Source organism: Streptomyces sp. NPDC021100 (genome assembly GCF_044333095.1).
In the GTDB taxonomy this organism is placed as follows: Bacteria; Actinomycetota; Actinomycetes; order Streptomycetales; family Streptomycetaceae; genus Streptomyces.
On record NZ_JBIRQH010000010.1, the window covers coordinates 101,386 to 117,228 of the forward strand.

At 73.4% G+C, this 15,843-nt stretch carries 15 protein-coding genes and 1 pseudogene; 5 read left to right on the forward strand and 11 right to left on the reverse strand.

All coding sequences use genetic code 11. The annotated features are described in order from the left end of the window. Positions 1 to 10: 10 nt before the first annotated feature. Complete coding sequence (aac(6'), locus tag ACH4PU_RS19675; RefSeq protein ID WP_398273199.1) at positions 11 to 493, reverse strand: aminoglycoside 6'-N-acetyltransferase; 483 nt, start codon at positions 491 to 493, stop codon at positions 11 to 13. 106 nt (positions 494 to 599) lie between these two features. On the opposite strand from aac(6'), the gene ACH4PU_RS19680 reads away from it, so the two are divergent. Both ACH4PU_RS19680 and ACH4PU_RS19685 read left to right on the forward strand, forming a co-directional pair. Further along, positions 600 to 1,235 carry a TetR/AcrR family transcriptional regulator gene (locus ACH4PU_RS19680; protein ID WP_398273201.1) on the forward strand — a complete coding sequence of 212 codons (636 nt, stop codon included), beginning with the start codon at positions 600 to 602 and terminating at the stop codon, positions 1,233 to 1,235. A gap of 98 nt (positions 1,236 to 1,333) precedes the next feature. Continuing rightward, positions 1,334 to 1,780, forward strand: a complete 447-nt coding sequence (locus ACH4PU_RS19685) for a hypothetical protein (protein ID WP_398273203.1) — start codon at positions 1,334 to 1,336, stop codon at positions 1,778 to 1,780. Positions 1,781 to 1,810: 30 nt separating this feature from the next. On the opposite strand, the gene ACH4PU_RS19690 is transcribed toward ACH4PU_RS19685, so the two are convergent. Genes ACH4PU_RS19690 through ACH4PU_RS19705 form a run of 4 tightly spaced genes read right to left on the reverse strand, consistent with a single transcriptional unit; the run spans position 1,811 to position 4,981 of the window. Beyond that, positions 1,811 to 2,014 (reverse strand): hypothetical protein, encoded by a 204-nt coding sequence (locus tag ACH4PU_RS19690; protein ID WP_398273205.1) that lies wholly within the window; start codon positions 2,012 to 2,014, stop codon positions 1,811 to 1,813. Next, the gene (locus ACH4PU_RS19695; protein WP_398273207.1) at positions 1,990 to 2,805 is read right to left on the reverse strand and encodes a hypothetical protein; all 816 of its coding nucleotides are present in this window, start codon (positions 2,803 to 2,805) and stop codon (positions 1,990 to 1,992) included. The genes ACH4PU_RS19690 and ACH4PU_RS19695 overlap by 25 nt, the downstream gene beginning before the upstream one ends. Before the next feature lie 29 nt (positions 2,806 to 2,834). Beyond that, positions 2,835 to 3,809: a 2-hydroxyacid dehydrogenase gene (locus ACH4PU_RS19700; RefSeq protein ID WP_398273209.1), complete on the reverse strand. Its 975-nt coding sequence runs from the start codon at positions 3,807 to 3,809 to the stop codon at positions 2,835 to 2,837. Continuing rightward, the gene (locus ACH4PU_RS19705; protein WP_398273211.1) at positions 3,806 to 4,981 is read right to left on the reverse strand and encodes a lactate 2-monooxygenase; all 1,176 of its coding nucleotides are present in this window, start codon (positions 4,979 to 4,981) and stop codon (positions 3,806 to 3,808) included. The genes ACH4PU_RS19700 and ACH4PU_RS19705 overlap by 4 nt, the downstream gene beginning before the upstream one ends. Positions 4,982 to 5,095: 114 nt before the next feature. Here ACH4PU_RS19705 and ACH4PU_RS19710 point away from each other — a divergent pair, with 114 nt between their 5' ends. After that, complete coding sequence (locus tag ACH4PU_RS19710; protein WP_398273213.1) at positions 5,096 to 6,259, forward strand: PucR family transcriptional regulator; 1,164 nt, start codon at positions 5,096 to 5,098, stop codon at positions 6,257 to 6,259. Between the two features lie 277 nt (positions 6,260 to 6,536). On the opposite strand, the gene ACH4PU_RS19715 is transcribed toward ACH4PU_RS19710, so the two are convergent. From ACH4PU_RS19715 to ACH4PU_RS19730, 4 genes and pseudogenes are all read right to left on the reverse strand, one after another. Next, a complete protein-coding gene (locus tag ACH4PU_RS19715; protein ID WP_398273215.1) occupies positions 6,537 to 7,055 on the reverse strand; it encodes a hypothetical protein in 519 nt (172 codons plus the stop codon). A gap of 228 nt (positions 7,056 to 7,283) precedes the next feature. Then, a pseudogene (locus tag ACH4PU_RS19720) lies at positions 7,284 to 7,611 on the reverse strand (hypothetical protein); the annotation flags it as partial. A 294-nt stretch (positions 7,612 to 7,905) separates the two neighbouring features. Then, on the reverse strand, positions 7,906 to 9,408 hold the full coding sequence (locus ACH4PU_RS19725; RefSeq protein WP_398273217.1) for an MFS transporter: 1,503 nt from the start codon (positions 9,406 to 9,408) through the stop codon (positions 7,906 to 7,908). Positions 9,409 to 9,715: 307 nt separating this feature from the next. Beyond that, the gene (locus tag ACH4PU_RS19730) at positions 9,716 to 10,267 is read right to left on the reverse strand and encodes a hypothetical protein (protein ID WP_398273219.1); all 552 of its coding nucleotides are present in this window, start codon (positions 10,265 to 10,267) and stop codon (positions 9,716 to 9,718) included. A gap of 100 nt (positions 10,268 to 10,367) precedes the next feature. Between ACH4PU_RS19730 and ACH4PU_RS19735 the strand changes: the two genes are divergently transcribed. Together ACH4PU_RS19735 and ACH4PU_RS19740 are read left to right on the forward strand one after the other, a co-directional pair. Further along, complete coding sequence (locus ACH4PU_RS19735) at positions 10,368 to 11,300, forward strand: hypothetical protein (protein ID WP_398273221.1); 933 nt, start codon at positions 10,368 to 10,370, stop codon at positions 11,298 to 11,300. 106 nt (positions 11,301 to 11,406) lie between these two features. Continuing rightward, on the forward strand, positions 11,407 to 11,643 hold the full coding sequence (locus ACH4PU_RS19740; RefSeq protein WP_185945181.1) for a hypothetical protein: 237 nt from the start codon (positions 11,407 to 11,409) through the stop codon (positions 11,641 to 11,643). Between the two features lie 66 nt (positions 11,644 to 11,709). Here the strand turns inward: ACH4PU_RS19740 and ACH4PU_RS19745 are convergent, their stop codons facing one another. Further along, a complete protein-coding gene (locus tag ACH4PU_RS19745) occupies positions 11,710 to 13,911 on the reverse strand; it encodes a germacradienol/geosmin synthase (RefSeq protein ID WP_398273224.1) in 2,202 nt (733 codons plus the stop codon). 192 nt (positions 13,912 to 14,103) lie between these two features. Then, positions 14,104 to 15,513: a family 2B encapsulin nanocompartment shell protein gene (locus ACH4PU_RS19750; protein WP_398273226.1), complete on the reverse strand. Its 1,410-nt coding sequence runs from the start codon at positions 15,511 to 15,513 to the stop codon at positions 14,104 to 14,106. Positions 15,514 to 15,843 lie beyond the last annotated feature (330 nt).

Here is a 15,843-nt window from a genome sequence, read left to right on the forward strand (position 1 = left end):
GTCAGGCGGGTCAGGTGAGTTCGTCCGCGAGCAGGTCCATGAGCAGGGCGTCCTGCCAGACCCCCGAACGGTGGTCGCGCTGGTACGCGCGCAGGATCCCGACCGGCCGGAAACCGAGCTTGGTGTAGCAGCGGACGGCCGCCGTGTTCGCGGCGAGCGGGTCGATGGTGAGCCGGTGGTGTCCGCGCTCGCCGAGCAGCCACCGGGCGAGCGTGCGGAGGGCGTCGGAGCCGAGACCCTCGCCGTGGTGAGCCGTCGTCAGGAAGATGTCCATGCCGGCGCTCCGGAACTCCGGGTGGGTCTCCTCGTCGTACCGGACCGCCCCGACGACCTCGCCCCCGGGCGCGCCGAGGGTGACGGCGAGCATGTCCGCGTAGTCGTCCGGCGGCGACCACCAGCGCGCGACGGCCGGCTCCCGGACGATCCTGTCGAGGATCTCGGCGTCCCCGTTCCCGACGGGCCGCAGCACGACCCTCTCCCCGCGCAGTTCCATGCCGCCATTGTCGGCGGCGGCGGGTGGCGCGCGAAACGGATTACCAGGTCACATAGTGGACTCGGTCAGTTGAGTTCCCTGGTAACGTGCGTGTTAGGGTGACCGCATGGACGGATCGACGGGCCTGCGGGAGCGCAAGAAGCAGCGGACGCGGGCGGCCATCTCCGACACGGCGATCAGGCTGTTCCTCCGGCACGGCTTCGACGGGGTGTCGGTGGCGGACGTCGCGGCGGATGCCGAGGTCTCCAAACCCACGCTGTTCCGGTACTTCCCGACCAAGGAGGACCTGGTCGTCCACCGGTTCGCCGACCACCAGACCGACGCGGCCGACGTGGTCCGCGAACGCGGCCCCGGGGTCTCCGTCCTGGACGCCCTGCACCGCGACTTCCGCGCCCGCCTGGACGCCCGCGACCCCATCACCGGCCTCAACGACGCCGCCGAGGTCCTCGCCTTCCACGGCCTCATCCGCTCCACGCCGACCCTGGTGGCCCGCATGGGCGAGTACCTGGCACGCGAGGAGGAGGCCCTGGCCGAGGCCCTCCGCGAGACGCTGGACACCGAACGGTCCGAGATCACCGCACGGCTGCTGGCCGGACAACTGGTCGCCACCCGGCGGACCCTCGCCCTGGCCAACTGGGAACACATCGTCACGGGCCGCTCGGCCGACGAGGTCCACCCCGAGGCCGTCGCCGACGCCGACCACGCCTTCTCCCTGCTGCGCGACGGCTTCCACGAGAGCTGACGGACGCCGCGCCCGTCCGGGGCCGTCTTCGCGCACGGCATATGATCGACGGCCGGTCCGGGCCGTCCGCCCGGGCCGTCGCCGTCGGAAGAGGAGACATGCGCAAGACAGCCATGGCCGTCGTCACGGTCGCGACCGCCGCACTGCTGGCCGGTTGCGGTGGTGGGGACAAGAGCGACGACAAGGCCGGCAAGGACACGTCCGCGTCGCGGGGGCCGAAGGCCCAGCCCAAGGAGGACGCCGACAAGGGGACGTCCCACCAGGTGACCCTGGAGGTGCGGGGCAAGGGGACGACGCAGATCTACTACAACCTCGACGGCAACGGCGCGCAGCAGGTGACCCTGCCCTGGAAGAGGACCGCCACCATCACGCCGGAGGGCGCGGAACGCAAGGTCGGCCGGCTGGTGAGCGTGGTCCCCGGCTCGTCGCAGGACGAGAACGGGATGCTGCGCGCCGGGTCGTGCACCATCGTCGTCGACGGGAAGAAGGTCGCGGACAACCAGGACGGCAAGAGCAACAAGCCCTGTGAGTACAAGGTGAAGTAGCCGCCCGGCGGGTCTCTCCGGGCCGTCGGCTCACACGCCGCCCGCGAAGGCCCGGAAGCGGAACCTGCCCTTTCCGGCGCTGACCAGAGCCTCCTCGAAGCCCGCCGCCCCGAGCCGGGCCGCCGGCGTGCCCGGCGGCACCGGCACACAGGTGTCGCCCCGGTGCCCGCCGGCGTTCGGCCACGTCGGCGGGCGGGGAAGTCCGGCCGTCAGGAGCAGCTCGCGTCCGCGCACAGCCGCCACGGCTCCCAGGCCACGAAGGGTTCCCGCTCGGTGGCCGTCCAGTAGCGGTCGCGGTTCCACTCCCGGGCGACCAGCCGCAGCCGGCCGTCGGGGAGCTGGGTGACGGACGGCGCGCTCAGGCCGACCCCGCTCTCCGGCACCGGGCCCGTGGCACGCACCCCGCCCCAGTGGTCGTCGGTGGTCGCGTACTGGCTGCGCACCTCCATGGCCGCGCCGGTGGACCGGCTCGCGGCGAAGGCGTGCAGCCGGCCGCCGCGGTCCTTGAAGAGGGTCAGACCGCCGTGGTACGGAGGCGGCGCCAGCTCGAAGCCCTCCGCCGGGGGCCATTCGTCGTCAGGCGTGCGCAGCACGGTGTGGCAGAAGCCGCCGTAAGAGGAGAAGAACACCTCCAGCCCGCCGACGGAGTTCTCCACCGCGTCCACCTCGTACAGCTTGGGGCCGACGGGCGTCGCGCTCACCCGCTCCCAGTCGCCGTACGCGCCGCCCGGCTCGTCCTGCGACCGGTGCCAGACGAAGGGCAGCCCGCCCATCGTCGAGGTGTCGTAGAACTGCTGGAACTGCTCGGTCCGGCCGTCGGCGCGGACGGCCGACACCAGTGTCCCGGCGACGGGCCGGTCGGCCCGGCCGAGGGCCGTGGTGTCCGTGCCGCACGCCTGCGCCACGGTCCGGGCGCTCGCGGGCGGGGCCGCGGCGACCCCGCCCGCGAACGCGGGCAGCAGCGCCAGGACGCCGCACAGCAGGGCGCGCGCCAAGCGGCCGCGGGGGGCTGTTCTTCGGTGCATGTCACAACCTCCGGTCGGGGAAGGGGGATTCAGGAGACCACGTCGCGCGGCGGTTCGCCCTCGAAGTACTCCAGGACGTTCTGCACGGCGGCGAGCGCGATGCGTACCAGCGTCTCCCGGGTGACGCCCGCGACGTGCGGGGAGAGGACCACGTGCGGGGCGCGCAGCAGCCGCAGCGACGCCGGGGGCGGCTCCGGGTCGAAGACGTCCAGCCCGGCGCCGGCCAGCCTGCCCGCCTCCAGCGCGTCGGCGAGCGCCTCCTGGTCGATCAGGGCGCCGCGGGCCGTGTTCACCACGAAAGCGGTGGGCTTGAGCAGGGCCAGCCGCCCGGCGTCCAGCAGGTGCCGGGTGGCGTCGGTGAGCGGCGCGTGCAGCGTCACGTAGTCGGACGTGCGGAGCAGCTCCTCCAGCTCGACGCGGCGGGCGCCGAGCCGGGCCTCGGTCTCCGGCGCCGCCGCCTCCGGACCGCTGTAGACGATCCGCATGCCGAACGCCACCGCGCGCAGGGCCACTTCGGTGCCGATGGTGCCCAGCCCCACGATCCCCAGCGTCTTCCCGGACAGCTCGGTGATCGACGACTGGAGGCGCGGCAGCGCCCAGTCCCCCTCGGTGAGCGCGGTGTGCGCCGGGACCAGCCGCTTGGCGAGGGCCAGCATCAGGGCGAAGGTCTGCTCGGCCACGTTCTGCCGCTCCGCGGTGCTGGAGCCGATGGTGCAGACGGGGATCGAGCGCGCGCGGGCGGCGTCCAGGTCCACGTAGTCGTAGCCGTGGCTGGCGCACTGGACGAGTTCCAGGACGGGCGCGGCGGCGAAGTGCGCGGCCGTCAACGGCCCGAGGCCGGTGATGACGACGTGCGCCTCGCGCAGCGCGGTCGGGTCCTCGTCGGCCGTCTCCACGACGGTGACCCGGGCCCGGCCCGGGAACAGGCCGGCGAGCGCGGCACCGGCCGCCCGCCCGCCGACGTGCGGGGAGACCACGGCCAGGACATTCTTGAGCTCGCTCACAGCGCCTCCCGGACGAGGTCGGCGGGGCCCGGCGAGGCGGGGCCCGCGTGCCCGGACAGGGCCAGGGTGAGGTCCAACTCGGCGAGCAGGCACCGGATGACGTGGTCCACGCCCGCCTGCCCGTCCAGGGCCAGCCCGTACACGTACGGCCGGCCCAGCAGCACCGTCCGCGCGCCCAGCGCGAGGGCCTTGAACACGTCGTCGCCCGTGCGCACCCCGCTGTCGAACAGGACGGTCAGCCGGTCGCCGGCCGCCGCCGCCACGCCGGGCAGCGCGTCGGCGGCGGCCACCGCGCCCGCCACCTGCCGGCCGCCGTGGTTGGAGACGACGACGCCGTCCATGCCCGCGTCGGCGGCGGCCCGCGCGTCGTCCGGGTGCAGCACGCCCTTGAGCACGATCGGCCCGTCCCAGTGCTCCCGCAGGAACGCCAGGTCGGGCCAGGTCTTCCCGGCGTCGGAGAACATCCCGAGGAAGTGCCGGACCGCCGCCTCGCGGTCCTCCTCCACGGGCTTGGCCAGCCCGGCCCGGAACGCCGGGTCGCTGAAGTAGTTGGCCGTGCCGACGCCGTGCAGGAACGGCAGGTACGCCTGGTCCAGGTCGCGGGGGCGCCAGGACAGCAGCGGCGTGTCCAGGGTGACGAACAGGGCCGTGTAGCCCGCCGCCCGGGCCCGGGACAGGAAACTCCGGGCCACCTCGCGGTCCTTCGGCCAGTACAGCTGGAACCACCGCTCGGCGTCGCCCATCGCCTCCGCGACCCGTTCCATCGGGGTGCTGGACGCCGACGACAGGACGTACGGGACGCCGAGCGCGGCGGCGGCGCGGGCCGCGGCCGGCTCGGCGTCCGGATGCGCGATCTTCAGGATGCCGACCGGCGCCAGCGCGAGCGGCGCCGGCAGCCGGCGGCCGAACAGCTCGACGGACAGGTCGCGTTCGGCCACGTCCCGCAGCATCCGCGGCACGATCCGCCACCGGTCGAGGGCGGCGCGGTTGGCGCGGGCGGTGCTCCCGGTGCCCGCCGCGCCGATCATGTACCCCGCGGGGCCGGCGCCGAGCCGCCGTTCGACCAGCTCCTCCAGCCGGCTCGGATCGGCCGGCAGCCTGGGGACCGCCCCCGACAGGCCGTTCAGGTAGATCTCGTACTGGTAGTCCGCCCAGCGCGGCGTGGTCGTCATGGGTCCGTCCCGCCTCCGTCCGTGGAACCGCTGCGTTCCGGCAGCGATCCTCACGGCGGCGACGTGCCCCGTCCACGGTGGTGCGCACGGGGTGAGTACTGCGACCATCACGGGGTGACGAACGAACGCGAGCGGATCCGCCGGGAGCTGGTCGCCGACCCGCGCGTCGTCGAGGCCGTCGTCGACGCGGTCCACGAACGGGTCCCCGCCTACGCGGACCTGGACGGCGGGCGCCGCGGGGAGGTCCGGGCCATAGCGGCCTGGGCGCTGGAGCGCTTCCTGCACCTGTGGGCCGTCGACGGCGACATCGGCCCGGCCGACCTGCGCCGCTTCCGCGGCATCGCGGCCGCCCGGGCGGCGGACGGCCGCCCGCTGCCGGCCGTGCTGCGGGCCTACCGGGTCGCCGCCGCCGTGCTGGTGGACGAGATCGCGGCCCGCGCCGCCCCCTCCGCCGCCGCCGACGCGTTCGCCCTCACCCGGCAGCTCCTCACCACCCTCGACACCCTGTGCGAGGTGATGGACGGTTCCTACACCGCCACCAGCGACCGGCTGGCGGGCGACCGCGCGCAGGCGCTGCGCCTGCTGCTGGACGACCTCATCGCCGGCCGGCACGCGTCCGTCGGCGCGGTGACCGACCGGGCCGCCCGCCTCGGCGTCGAACTGCCGTACCCCTACTGCCTGCTGGTCGTCGGGCCGGGCGCGGGCGACCGCCCGGCGGACCCCGCGGAGCTGCTCGCCGTGCTCACGGGCCCGGCCGCCGGTACCCCGCTGGCCACCGCGCAGGGGCCGCGCACGGTGCTGCTGCTCCCGGCGGACGCCGCCGCGGCGGCCCCCGGGGTGCTGGGGGAACGCGGTCTGCGCGGCTGCGCGATCACCGGCGAGGGCCTGGACCGGATCGCCGTCGCCCACCGCCTCGCCGCCGGCGCCCTCGCCACCGCGCCGGACCACGCCCACCGCCCCGGGCGGATCCTCACCGACGCCGACGCGCACGTCCTGGCGCTGCTCGCCGGACATCCGGCCACGGACGCGGAGCACATCGGCCGGCTGGTCCTCGGCCCGCTCGCCCGGTCCGCCCAGCGGCACCTGCTGGAGGCCCTGACCGCGTACCTCGACACGGGCTCCGCCACCGCCGCCGCCCGCGGCCTGCGGCTGCACCCGCAGTCCCTGCGCTACCGGCTGCGCCGGGTCCGCGAACTGACCGGCCGCGACCCGCGCGACCCGTGGCAGCGGCTCACCCTCGACATCGCGCGGACGGTGGCGGGCCCGCCGCCCGGGTAGGACGACGGGCCCGGGGGAGGGGCGTTCCGGGTCAGCAGCCCTTGAGGACCGCCGCCAGCTTGTTCTTCTCGGCGCTGTCCGCCGTGAGCTTGTAGTCGTGCTTGACGGTGGTGACCCACATGCGCACGTACGTACAGGCGTAGTCGGCGCCGGGTGGAGCCGATGAAGACGCGACGGTGGCCGCTCTTGGCCCACACGCCGTGCGGGTGGTCGTCGCGGTGGACGACCTCGACCTGCGCGGTCGTGCCCGTGCCGGGAGCCGTGCGGCGGAGATACGTCAGCTCAGGCCGACGGCCTCCAGGGCGGTGGTCCAGTTGGTGGCTATGGCCTTCTGCGCCGGAGCCAGCTTGATCGTTCCTGCACAGACCGCCTTGTACAGCTTGTACTCGACGGTGTCCTTGTCGGTGGCGCTGGAACCGCCCGCGTCGTAGCGGGGCTCGGGCCACAAGTTCTGCTCGCTCTTCGGGTTGCCGCCCAGGGACAGCGGTATGAGGTGGTCTTCCTCGTAGTCCGCGGTGTCGGTATCGCTGTAGCCGTACTCGGCGATCTGCTTCACCTTCAGCGCGTTGGTGTAGCTGGTCGACGGACGGATCGAGGAACTGTAGCCGGAGACGCAGATCGTGGAGTTGATCGTGGACTGCGTGACGGCCGAGTTGAGCGCACCGGGCTGGCAGGTGGGATCCTGCAGCGGCAGGTAGGCCTGCGAGCAGCTGGCGGCGTGCGCGGTGCCGGTGGTGACGATCAGGCCGCCGGTGGCGAGTGCCAACGAGCAGACGGCGACGGCAATTTGGCGCATGTGGGGCATGGCGTAACTCCTGGATGGAAGACTCACTTCGGCAAGCGTCGAAGTGTCGATGACATGACAACAGTCGCTTGTCTATGCGGGTAGATCAATGCGGTGAACAGCTGGTTGCCGACAGGTGGCCAGGGGCGTCCGCGGCGTGATCGGGCAGTCCGTGCTCGGTGGGGTCGGCCGGACCGGAGTCTGAGTGGACGGAGCTCAGGGCGTCAGGTGCTGTGGCGAGGAAGCGCCGTCGTAGGGGGAGTACCAGGTGCCCGCGACGGCGGCGCAGCGGTCGTCCTGCTCGACGCCCTGGCCGTCGCGCTGGAGGACGACCTCGCGGGTGTTGCACTCCCCGTGCTGGGTGATCCAGTGCGGGAACTGGGCCCGGCTGTAACCGTTCAGGGTGCCCTCGGGGCGGACGGTCAGCTCGTTCACGTAGGAGCGCGCGGTGGCGGCGTCCACCGGGGCGGGGCGGCGCGGCCTGGGCGCCGGGTGCGTTGAGGACGATCGTGCCGGTCAGGGCGGCGAGGCCGGCGGTGACGGATATTCGACGCGCGTAGAGACGCATGCGTGACGCTCCCGGGAGGTGGGCGGAGGGCAATCGCGGATCAGGCTGATGGCACGGGGTGTCCGGGGGGTGAGTGCCGGGCAACACAATGGCGGCGTGCGCATGTCAAAACAAGTGTTCTGAAAGTGATCTCACTCTCGAAAACCGGATCCGGCCAGGAGTGGAACGGGCGCGTGGGCATGCGGAAGGCCCGCACGCGGTGGGTGCGTGCGGGCCTGGTCCCGGTTTCCGGCCGGGGTCACCGGTCGTGGCGGAGCGTCAGGAAGTGCCGATGGGTCAGGGCATGCCGGCAGGTCAGGGCGTGCCGGTCGGGGCGCCCGTGTCCGCGCTCGCGGCTGTGAGCGGGGTGGCGATGTCCTCCAGCGAACGGCGCTCGGCGGGCAGGGCGAGGAAGCCCGCCACCACGCCCGCGACCGTCATCAGCGCCGCGCCGATCCGGAACGCCAGCACCGTGTCGCCGACCACCCCGGAGCCCGTCAGCTTGGCGAACAGCAGCGGGCCGGTGATGCCGCCGGCGGCCGTTCCGACCGCGTAGAAGAACGCGATGGCCAGCGCGCGCGTCTCCATCGGGAAGATCTCGCTCACCGTCAGATAGGCGCTGCTCGCGCCCGCCGAGGCGAAGAACAGCACCGCGCACCAGCAGGCCGTCATCGTGGCCGCCGTGAGCGAGCCCCGGCCGAACAGCCAGGCGGTGCCGAACAGCAGCAGACCGCTCAGCACATAGGTGCCCGTGATCATCGGCCGCCGGCCGACGGTGTCGAAGAGGCGCCCCAGCAGCAGCGGGCCGAGGAAGTTCACGAAGGCGATGACCGCGAAGTAGTAGCCCGTGTGACCGGAGGGCACCGAGAAGAAGTCGGTGAGAATCGAGCCGAAGCCGAAGGTGATGGCGTTGTAGAGGAACGCCTGGCCGATGAAGAGCGCCAGCCCCAGCGCGGACCTGCGGGGATAGTCGCGGAAGACGGTCCGCGCGATGGTCAGGAAGCCGACGCTGCCCCGTCGATGGATGGTGATCTTCCGGTCCACCGGCTCGCAGGCGCGGCCGGTGTCGGCGGCGACCTGCCGCTCGATGGAGCCGACGAGTTCCTCCGCCTCCTCGCCCCGGCCGTGGATGAACAGCCAGCGGGGCGACTCGGGAACGTTCCGCCGGACCAGCAGGATCACCAGGCCCAGGACCACGCCGAGGCCGAAGGTGAGCCGCCAGCCGAGCCAGGCCGGGAACAGGGCGGTGTCGAGCATGAGGACCGACAGCAGCGACCCGCCCACGGCGCCGATCCAGAAGCTGCCGTTGATGATGAGGTCGACGCGCCCGCGGTACGGGGCCGGTATCAGCTCGTCCACCGCGGAGTTGATGGCCGCGTACTCACCGCCGATGCCGCAGCCGGTGAGGAAGCGGAAGAGGAAGAACCACCAGGAGTGGAAGGAGAGCCCCGTCATCGCGGTCGCGGCCAGGTACACCGCGAGCGTCAGCATGAACAGCCTTTTACGGCCCAGCCGGTCGGTCAGCCACCCGAAGAAAAGGGCGCCCACACAGGCGCCCGCCACGTACAGCGCGGCGGCGAGGCCGGTCACCTGGGCGGAGGAGATGTCGAGTCCGCTGCCGTGCTCGGACAGCCGGGAGGCGATGTTGCCCACGACGGTCACCTCGAGGCCGTCGAGTATCCACACCGTGCCGAGGCCGATCACCACCATCCAGTGCCACCGCGACCACGGCAGCCGGTCCAGCCGTGCCGGGACGGACGTGGTCACCGTCCCCGAGTCACCCCCCGCGCCGTCGGAACGTTGTTCGACCGTTGCCATGACGCACCTCCCGGACAGCTCGGCCGGAAACCCCGCGCTCCCGGCCGGACGTCCCGGCGTCTGCCCCCGGTGGTCGGCGGCACACCCGGTGACCTGGGTCGCGTGAGGCTCACGGGACGCGCGCGGCGAGCGCCGCGCGAGCGGGTGAGGCAAGGAACGTGCGTGGTGTTGTCAGGGGCCGGCCCGGGAGCACGACGGGTGCCCCGGACCCCGGTCCGGACGGAGCCGGTCCTTCCAGTTTCTCTCGGAACCGGCCGACGGCCCACCCGGGGCGCGGGAGGCGGTGTACGGCCGGGGCCCGCCGGGGTCACCGGACGAGCAGGTCCCCGTCGGGCACGTCCGCCACCGCGACCACGGCACGCGGCTGCCCGAGCGCCCGGGCCACGGCCCGCGCGACGCCCTCGGCGTCGGGGCCCGAGGGCACCGGGACCCGCTCGTCCGGGCCGTACGCCTCGACGGCCTTGGTCAGATAGCCCGGGTGCCAGGCGCCGAGCGCGCCCTTCACCTCCACGGACCGCACCTGCCGGTGGCCGACCCGGGCCCGCAGGGCGGGCAGGATCGCGTCCGAGCGCAGCTCGCCGGGCACCTGGAACAGACTGGCGTGGGCGCCCACCAGGCCGCCGCCCGCGAGCCGCACGGTCACCGTCAGGCAACTGGTGACGCTCGGGTACAGCAGCGGCGTGCCGGGGGCGGCCTCGCGCACCTGGCCCTCGGTGATCCGGACGGCGTCCCCGGGCACGGCGTGCGCGGCCGTGACGCGCGCGCCCGTGGCCGGCCGGGCCTCGGCGGCGGTCGCGGTCGCGGCCGGCAGGGCCAGGGCGAGGAGGGCGGCGGTCACGGCGGTGGAGGTGAGGCGCACGGGGGTCCTTTCACGGGTGCGGAGGGGGCATCGAGCACAATAGTTCGAGTGCGGGTGCCGCCGGGCCCGTACCCCCGGCACGAGCGAGAGAGCACAGCGCATGGGCATCACGGTCGAATACGTTGCGTACCAGGACGACACGGATGCCGAGGTCCGCCTGTACGAGGAGCTCTACGCCGGGCTGCCGATGCCCGTCCCCGACCTGGGCCGCGCCGCCGCCGACCGCCCGGCGTGGATCGTCGTCGCCCGCCGCCCCGACGGCCGCCTGCTCGGCTGGGCCGAGGTCCACCCGCCGGCGGCCCGAGACGATACCGCCGACGCCGCCGACGTCCAGTGGCTGCTGGTCTCCCGGGAGCGCGAACGCCTCACCACCGGCGTCCACGCCCGGCGCTCCCCCACCGCCGAGGAGCGGGAGACGGCCGCCCGGCTGCTGCGCGGCGCGGCCCGCAGGGCGGCGGCCGGCGGGCTCCCCGCCCTGGAGTGGACCGGCACGGACGGGGACGGCGTCGCGGCGGACCTGGGTGCCGGCGCGACGGAGGAGCCGGGCGGCCGCTGGACGACACCCGTCTCCCTGGCCGGCTGGCAACGGCCCGCCGGCCTACCGCAGGTGACGGTCCGTCAGGTCACCGTCCCGGCCCCCGCCGGCCTGCTCGCGGAGCACGCCCGCCTCTACTCCGAGGTCACCGGACGCCCGTACACCCCGCGCGACGCCGCCGAGGTGCTGCGCGACCTCCCGCCGCTCCCGCACCTCACCCTGGACCTCCTCACCCCCGCCGGCCGCACGGCCGCCCAGGTCACGGCCGTGATCGCCGGGACGGAGGCGCTGGTCGACGTCGTCTTCCGGGGCGCCGCGGCCGACGGGCCAGCCGTCGCCGGACTGATCGCCGAACTCGCCGCCCGCCTCCGCCGGGACCATCCGCGGGCCGCCCTGCTGGAGGTCCAGGAGCACGGCGACCCGGTCACCGCCGAGGCCCTGGCCGCGGCGGGCCTGCGGCCGGCCGAGCGGTGGTACCGGTACCGGCTGGAGCTCTGAGCCGGCCGTTCGGCGTCGGGTGCCCGCTCCGCCGGGCGGGTGCAGCCCGTTCGACGCGCCCGGCGGGCGCTTGCCAGCGTCCGCCGCACTCCGGAGCATGCGGCGCATGGCAGAGTGCGAAGTTTGCGGCAACGACTACGACATGGCGTTCTTCGTCGAGACCCAGGACGGCTCCCGGCACGCCTTCGACTCCTTCTCCTGCGCCATCCACCGCATGGCCCCGATCTGTGAGCACTGCCGGGTCCGGGTCATCGGTCACGGCGTGGAGGCCGACGGGCAGTGGTACTGCTGTGCCCACTGCGCACGGGAGGCCGGGAAGGCGGGCATCGTGGACCGGGTGTGAACCGCCGGCGGGGGGGGGGGGGGGGGGCGCCCCCCCCCCCCCCCCCCCCCCCCCCCCCCCCGCCGGTCAGCGGGAAGCCGCCCAGGGAGCGGCGGGCAGGAAGGCGGACGGCTCCGCCACCGGAAGGAATCGGAAGTTCCGCTCCAGGTCCTCCTGGCGGTACCTCCGGCACCCCCGGTGCCAGTTGAGGATCCCCGCCAGCCAGTTCTCCAGCTCCTTCACATAGCCCTCCAGCGCCTCCCGCGCCTCCGGCCCCAGCCGGGCGTCCTCGTACAGCACCGGCAGCTCGTGCGTGGCCACGTGCCGGAACTGGTTCATCCGGCCGCGCATCAGATCGTCGACGATGCCGAGCGCCGCCCGCCGGTCGCAGCCGAAGAACGTCTGCACCACCAGGACGGAGTTGTGCACCTCGCCCTCGTACTCGATCTCCTTCTGGTACGAGAACACGTCGTTGAGCAGTGTCGCGTAGTCGATCGCCGCGTTCTCCAGGGAGCGGACGGTGCCGCTGCGGTAGACCTCGTCCGGCACCGCGCGACCGTGCCCGACGCGGCACAGCGCGATGGTGAGGTCGGAGCCGAAGGTGGCGCGGCGCATCTCGATGTAGTCGACGGGTTCCGGGACGCGGTGCTCGGCCTGGTTCTGCAGCTCCCACAGCCGGCCCTCGCACATCGCCTCGACGGCGTCCCGCAGTCGGGAGCGGCCCGCGGCGTCCATCGGCCCGGTCGTGCGCTCCCACAGGTCGGCGAGGCCGCGCTCCAGTGCGGTCAGCGGTACGGGCGCGGGCGCCCCCGTCAGGTCGAGCGGCATCAGGGCCGGCAGCCGGGCGTGGGCCAGCTTGGCGCCGGTCAGGTCGCGGGGCCGGCCGTAGACCACGGGGTAGTAGTCGTCGCCGTAGGCGCCCCAGGTCAGCCACTGCGAGACCAGGTCGAGCTCCTCGGGGGTGGCGTCCGGGTGCAGGCCCGCCGCGCACAGCGGGAAGTCATAGCCGTACAGCTTGCGTTCGTCCCAGATGTACGACGTCGGCACCCCCGGCTGCGGGGCGAGCATGCCCATCTCCCGGGCCCACTCGACGGCGTTCGTCCGGGAGCGGTCCAGGTGCGGGCTGAGCCGCAGGGTGAACGGCATGTCGAAGTCCGGCAGTTCGGACGGGCCGACGTGCTGGTGGGGGATGTGGGTGAGGGAGCGGAGGCGCTGGGCGCCCGTCGCCGCGAACAGGTGCTTGAGGCCGAGGCCGGCCGTACCGGGGCCGGTGGGCCCGGGCAGCCCGGTCGGGGCCGCCTCCTTGTTCATGTAGCGGCTGGAGCGCATGTGCCACTCATGGCCGCCGGCCTGCCAGTCCTGGAGGCCCTTGGCGTAGGTGAGCACCGCCCGGCAGTCCTCCGGGCCGAGCGCGTGGTCGACGAAGAGCTGCGGCAGTTCGGTGACGACCGTGTGCTCGAACTGCTGCATCCGCGATGTCAGCAGGTCGTTGACGGACGCGGCGGCCTCCTGCGTCCCGCAGCCGAGGAAGGTCTCCAACACCAGGATGCCGTTCGAGAGTTCGCCCTCGTCCTCGACCTCGCGCTGGTACGAGAAGATGTCGTTGCGCAGGTGCACCGCGTCGGCGAACGTGTCGGACAGCACCCGCATCGGGCGCGTGCCCGCCACCGACGCCGGCACCTCGGCGCCGGCCGCGTACTCCACCAGCCCGGCCGACCAGGGTGCGCCGCCCACCTTGCGGCGCATCTCGATGTACTCGACCGGGTTGGCGATCCTCCCCTCGTTGATGTTGGACAGCTCCCAGAGCGACTCGTCGAGGAGGTTCCGGGTGCTCTCCGCGAACCGGACCCGCCAGCCCGCGGACATGTGCGGGACCGTGCGCGCCCACAGGTCCGCCAGGCCCGCCTCCACCGGGTGCGTCGGCTCCGGAACGGCGGCGGCGGAGTCCATGGGCATGAACGCCGGGAGCCGGTCCAGGTAGGCGCGGCCGCCCTCGCGGTCCTGGGTGCGCTTGAACAGCTCCAGGAAGTGGTCGTCGAAGAAGAACACCCACACGTACCAGTCGGTGACCAGGGACAGCGTCGGGCCGTCGCAGTCGGGGTGCGTGTAGGCGCAGAGCAGGGCGTAGTCGTGCGCGTCGAGGTCCGCCTGGTCCCACACGCCCGACCCCTCCAGCATGCCCATCCCGCGGGCCCACTCCCGTGCGTGGGCGCGTGCCTCCTCCAGGTGGGGGTTGAGCCGGGCGGGGTGGTTCATGTAGAAGGCGGGCAGGGTGAAGGGCTGGGTCACTGCGAGACTCCTCGTCCGGTCCGCACCGTGGCGGCGGCCGGCGCGTTCCTGATGCCGACGGGCCGGGCGGCCGTCGGCGACTCCTCGGCCGCGGCGCGCGGTCCGGCGCGGCACCGGCAGGTCACCGGGCGGTGCCCGGGGGTTCCCGCCGGCCCCGGGCCCCCGTCGGGGCCGGGGCCGGGGCCGGCTCGGTCAGCGCCACCGGCCGATCTCGACGTTCTCCAGCACCCCGAGCGCGTCCGGCACCAGCACGGCCGCCGAGTAGTACGCCGTCACCAGGTAGGACATGACCGCCTGCTCGTTGATGCCCATGAACCGCACCGACAGGCTCGGCTCGATCTCGTCCGGGATGCCGGCCTGCCGCAGCCCGATGACGCCCTGCTCGGCCTCGCCGGTACGCATGCAGATGATCGACGTCGTCCGCGCCTCGGTGACCGGGATCTTGTTGCACGGGAAGATCGGCACCCCGCGCCAGGTCGGGATGCGGTGGCCGCCCATGTCGATCGTCTCGGGCACCAGTCCGCGCTTGTTGAACTCCCGCCCGATCGCCGCGATGGCCCGCGGGTGCGCCAGGAACAGCTTCGAACCCCGTCGGCGGCTGAGCAGTTCGTCCAGGTCGTCCGGGCTGGGGACGCCGTCGTGCGGCTGGAGCCGCTGGTCGTACTCGCAGTTGTTGAGGAGCCCGAACTCCCGGTTGTTGATCAGCTCGTGCTCCTGGCGCTCCTTGAGCGCCTCGACCGTGAGCCGCAGCTGCTGCTCCATCTGGTTCATCGGGTGGTTGTACAGGTCGGCGACGCGGGTGTGGACGCGCAGGACCGTCTGCGCCACGCTCAGCTCGTACTCGCGCGGGTGCTCCTCGTAGTCGACGAACGTCGCCGGGATGTCGGCCTCGCCGCGGTGGCCGGCGCGGAGTTCGATCTCCTTCTCGCCGTACTTGTTGGTCCGCTGGGCCGGCAGCGAGCGGATCCGCTCGACGTGCCCGCGGAGCGACTCCGAGCGCTCCACCGCCTGGTCGAAGGCCAGCTTCGGCAGCACCAGGACCGTACAGGCCGTCGCGGCGCGGGCCGTGTACTCCCAGGTGGCGCCCGAGGCGAGCAGGGTGTCCCCGCCGAAGTGGTCGCCGTCCGCGAGCACGCCGAGCACCGCGTCGTCCCCGTAGGGACCCTCGCCGATCTTCTCCACCCGGCCGTGCGCGAGCAGCACGACCCCGTCGACGGGCTCGCCCTTCGTCGCCAGGATGTCGCCCGGCCCGTACTCGCGCTGCTCGCAGCGGCGGGCGAGCTCGGTGAGCACGTCGGCGTCCTCGTACCCGTGCAGCGCCGCCAGCTCGCCGAGTTCGGCCGGGATGACCTCGACGCGGTCTCCCGTCTTGATGAAGGTGACCCGGCCGTCGCCGACCGTGTAGGCGAGCCGCCGGTTCACCCGGTAGGTACCGCCCTGAATGTGGCTCCACGGCAGCATCTTCAGGAGCCACCGGGAGGTGATCTCCTGCATCTGGGGTTCGGACTTGGTGGTCGTCGCCAGATTCCGCGCCGCGGCCGTTCCGAGGCTCTGCTGCGGACGGTCCTGCTCTTCGGCGCGGTTCTCTTCGGCTACGGACATGTGCGTGCCTTCCCGGGTTGCCTGGCGGGGTGCGATGTCGGCATGGGTGTGCCTCGGGAAGACTTACCAACGCGGAGTGTGGTCGTATCCTCACACAAGTGAGTGAGATTACGGTGGGGGTTTCGAGGGAGGCGTTCGAGGTTACGGTGTGTGGTCGGGGAGTTGGGCCCCGGTCCCGCCCTTTCGCCGTTTCTTCCGGGGCTCTGCCCCGGACCCGTGATCGCGGCTTCGCCGCTCGTCCTCAAGCGCCGGACGGGCTGAAATCAGCCCGTCCGGCGCTTGAGGACAACCGCGCGGAGCGTGGTTCCGGGGGGGGCGGGGGCGGAGCCC

Excerpts from the sequence above, each read along its gene's own strand:
- ACH4PU_RS19680 (WP_398273201.1), top strand. The coding sequence starts at position 600 with ATGGACGGATCGACGGGCCTGCGGGAGCGCAAGAAGCAGCGGACGCGG.
- ACH4PU_RS19685 (WP_398273203.1), top strand. The coding sequence starts at position 1,334 with ATGCGCAAGACAGCCATGGCCGTCGTCACGGTCGCGACCGCCGCACTG.
- ACH4PU_RS19695 (WP_398273207.1), bottom strand. The coding sequence starts at position 2,805 with ATGCACCGAAGAACAGCCCCCCGCGGCCGCTTGGCGCGCGCCCTGCTG.
- ACH4PU_RS19705 (WP_398273211.1), bottom strand. The coding sequence starts at position 4,981 with ATGACGACCACGCCGCGCTGGGCGGACTACCAGTACGAGATCTACCTG.
- ACH4PU_RS19715 (WP_398273215.1), bottom strand. The coding sequence starts at position 7,055 with ATGCGCCAAATTGCCGTCGCCGTCTGCTCGTTGGCACTCGCCACCGGC.
- ACH4PU_RS19725 (WP_398273217.1), bottom strand. The coding sequence starts at position 9,408 with ATGGCAACGGTCGAACAACGTTCCGACGGCGCGGGGGGTGACTCGGGG.
- ACH4PU_RS19735 (WP_398273221.1), top strand. The coding sequence starts at position 10,368 with ATGGGCATCACGGTCGAATACGTTGCGTACCAGGACGACACGGATGCC.
- ACH4PU_RS19740 (WP_185945181.1), top strand. The coding sequence starts at position 11,407 with ATGGCAGAGTGCGAAGTTTGCGGCAACGACTACGACATGGCGTTCTTC.
- ACH4PU_RS19750 (WP_398273226.1), bottom strand. The coding sequence starts at position 15,513 with ATGTCCGTAGCCGAAGAGAACCGCGCCGAAGAGCAGGACCGTCCGCAG.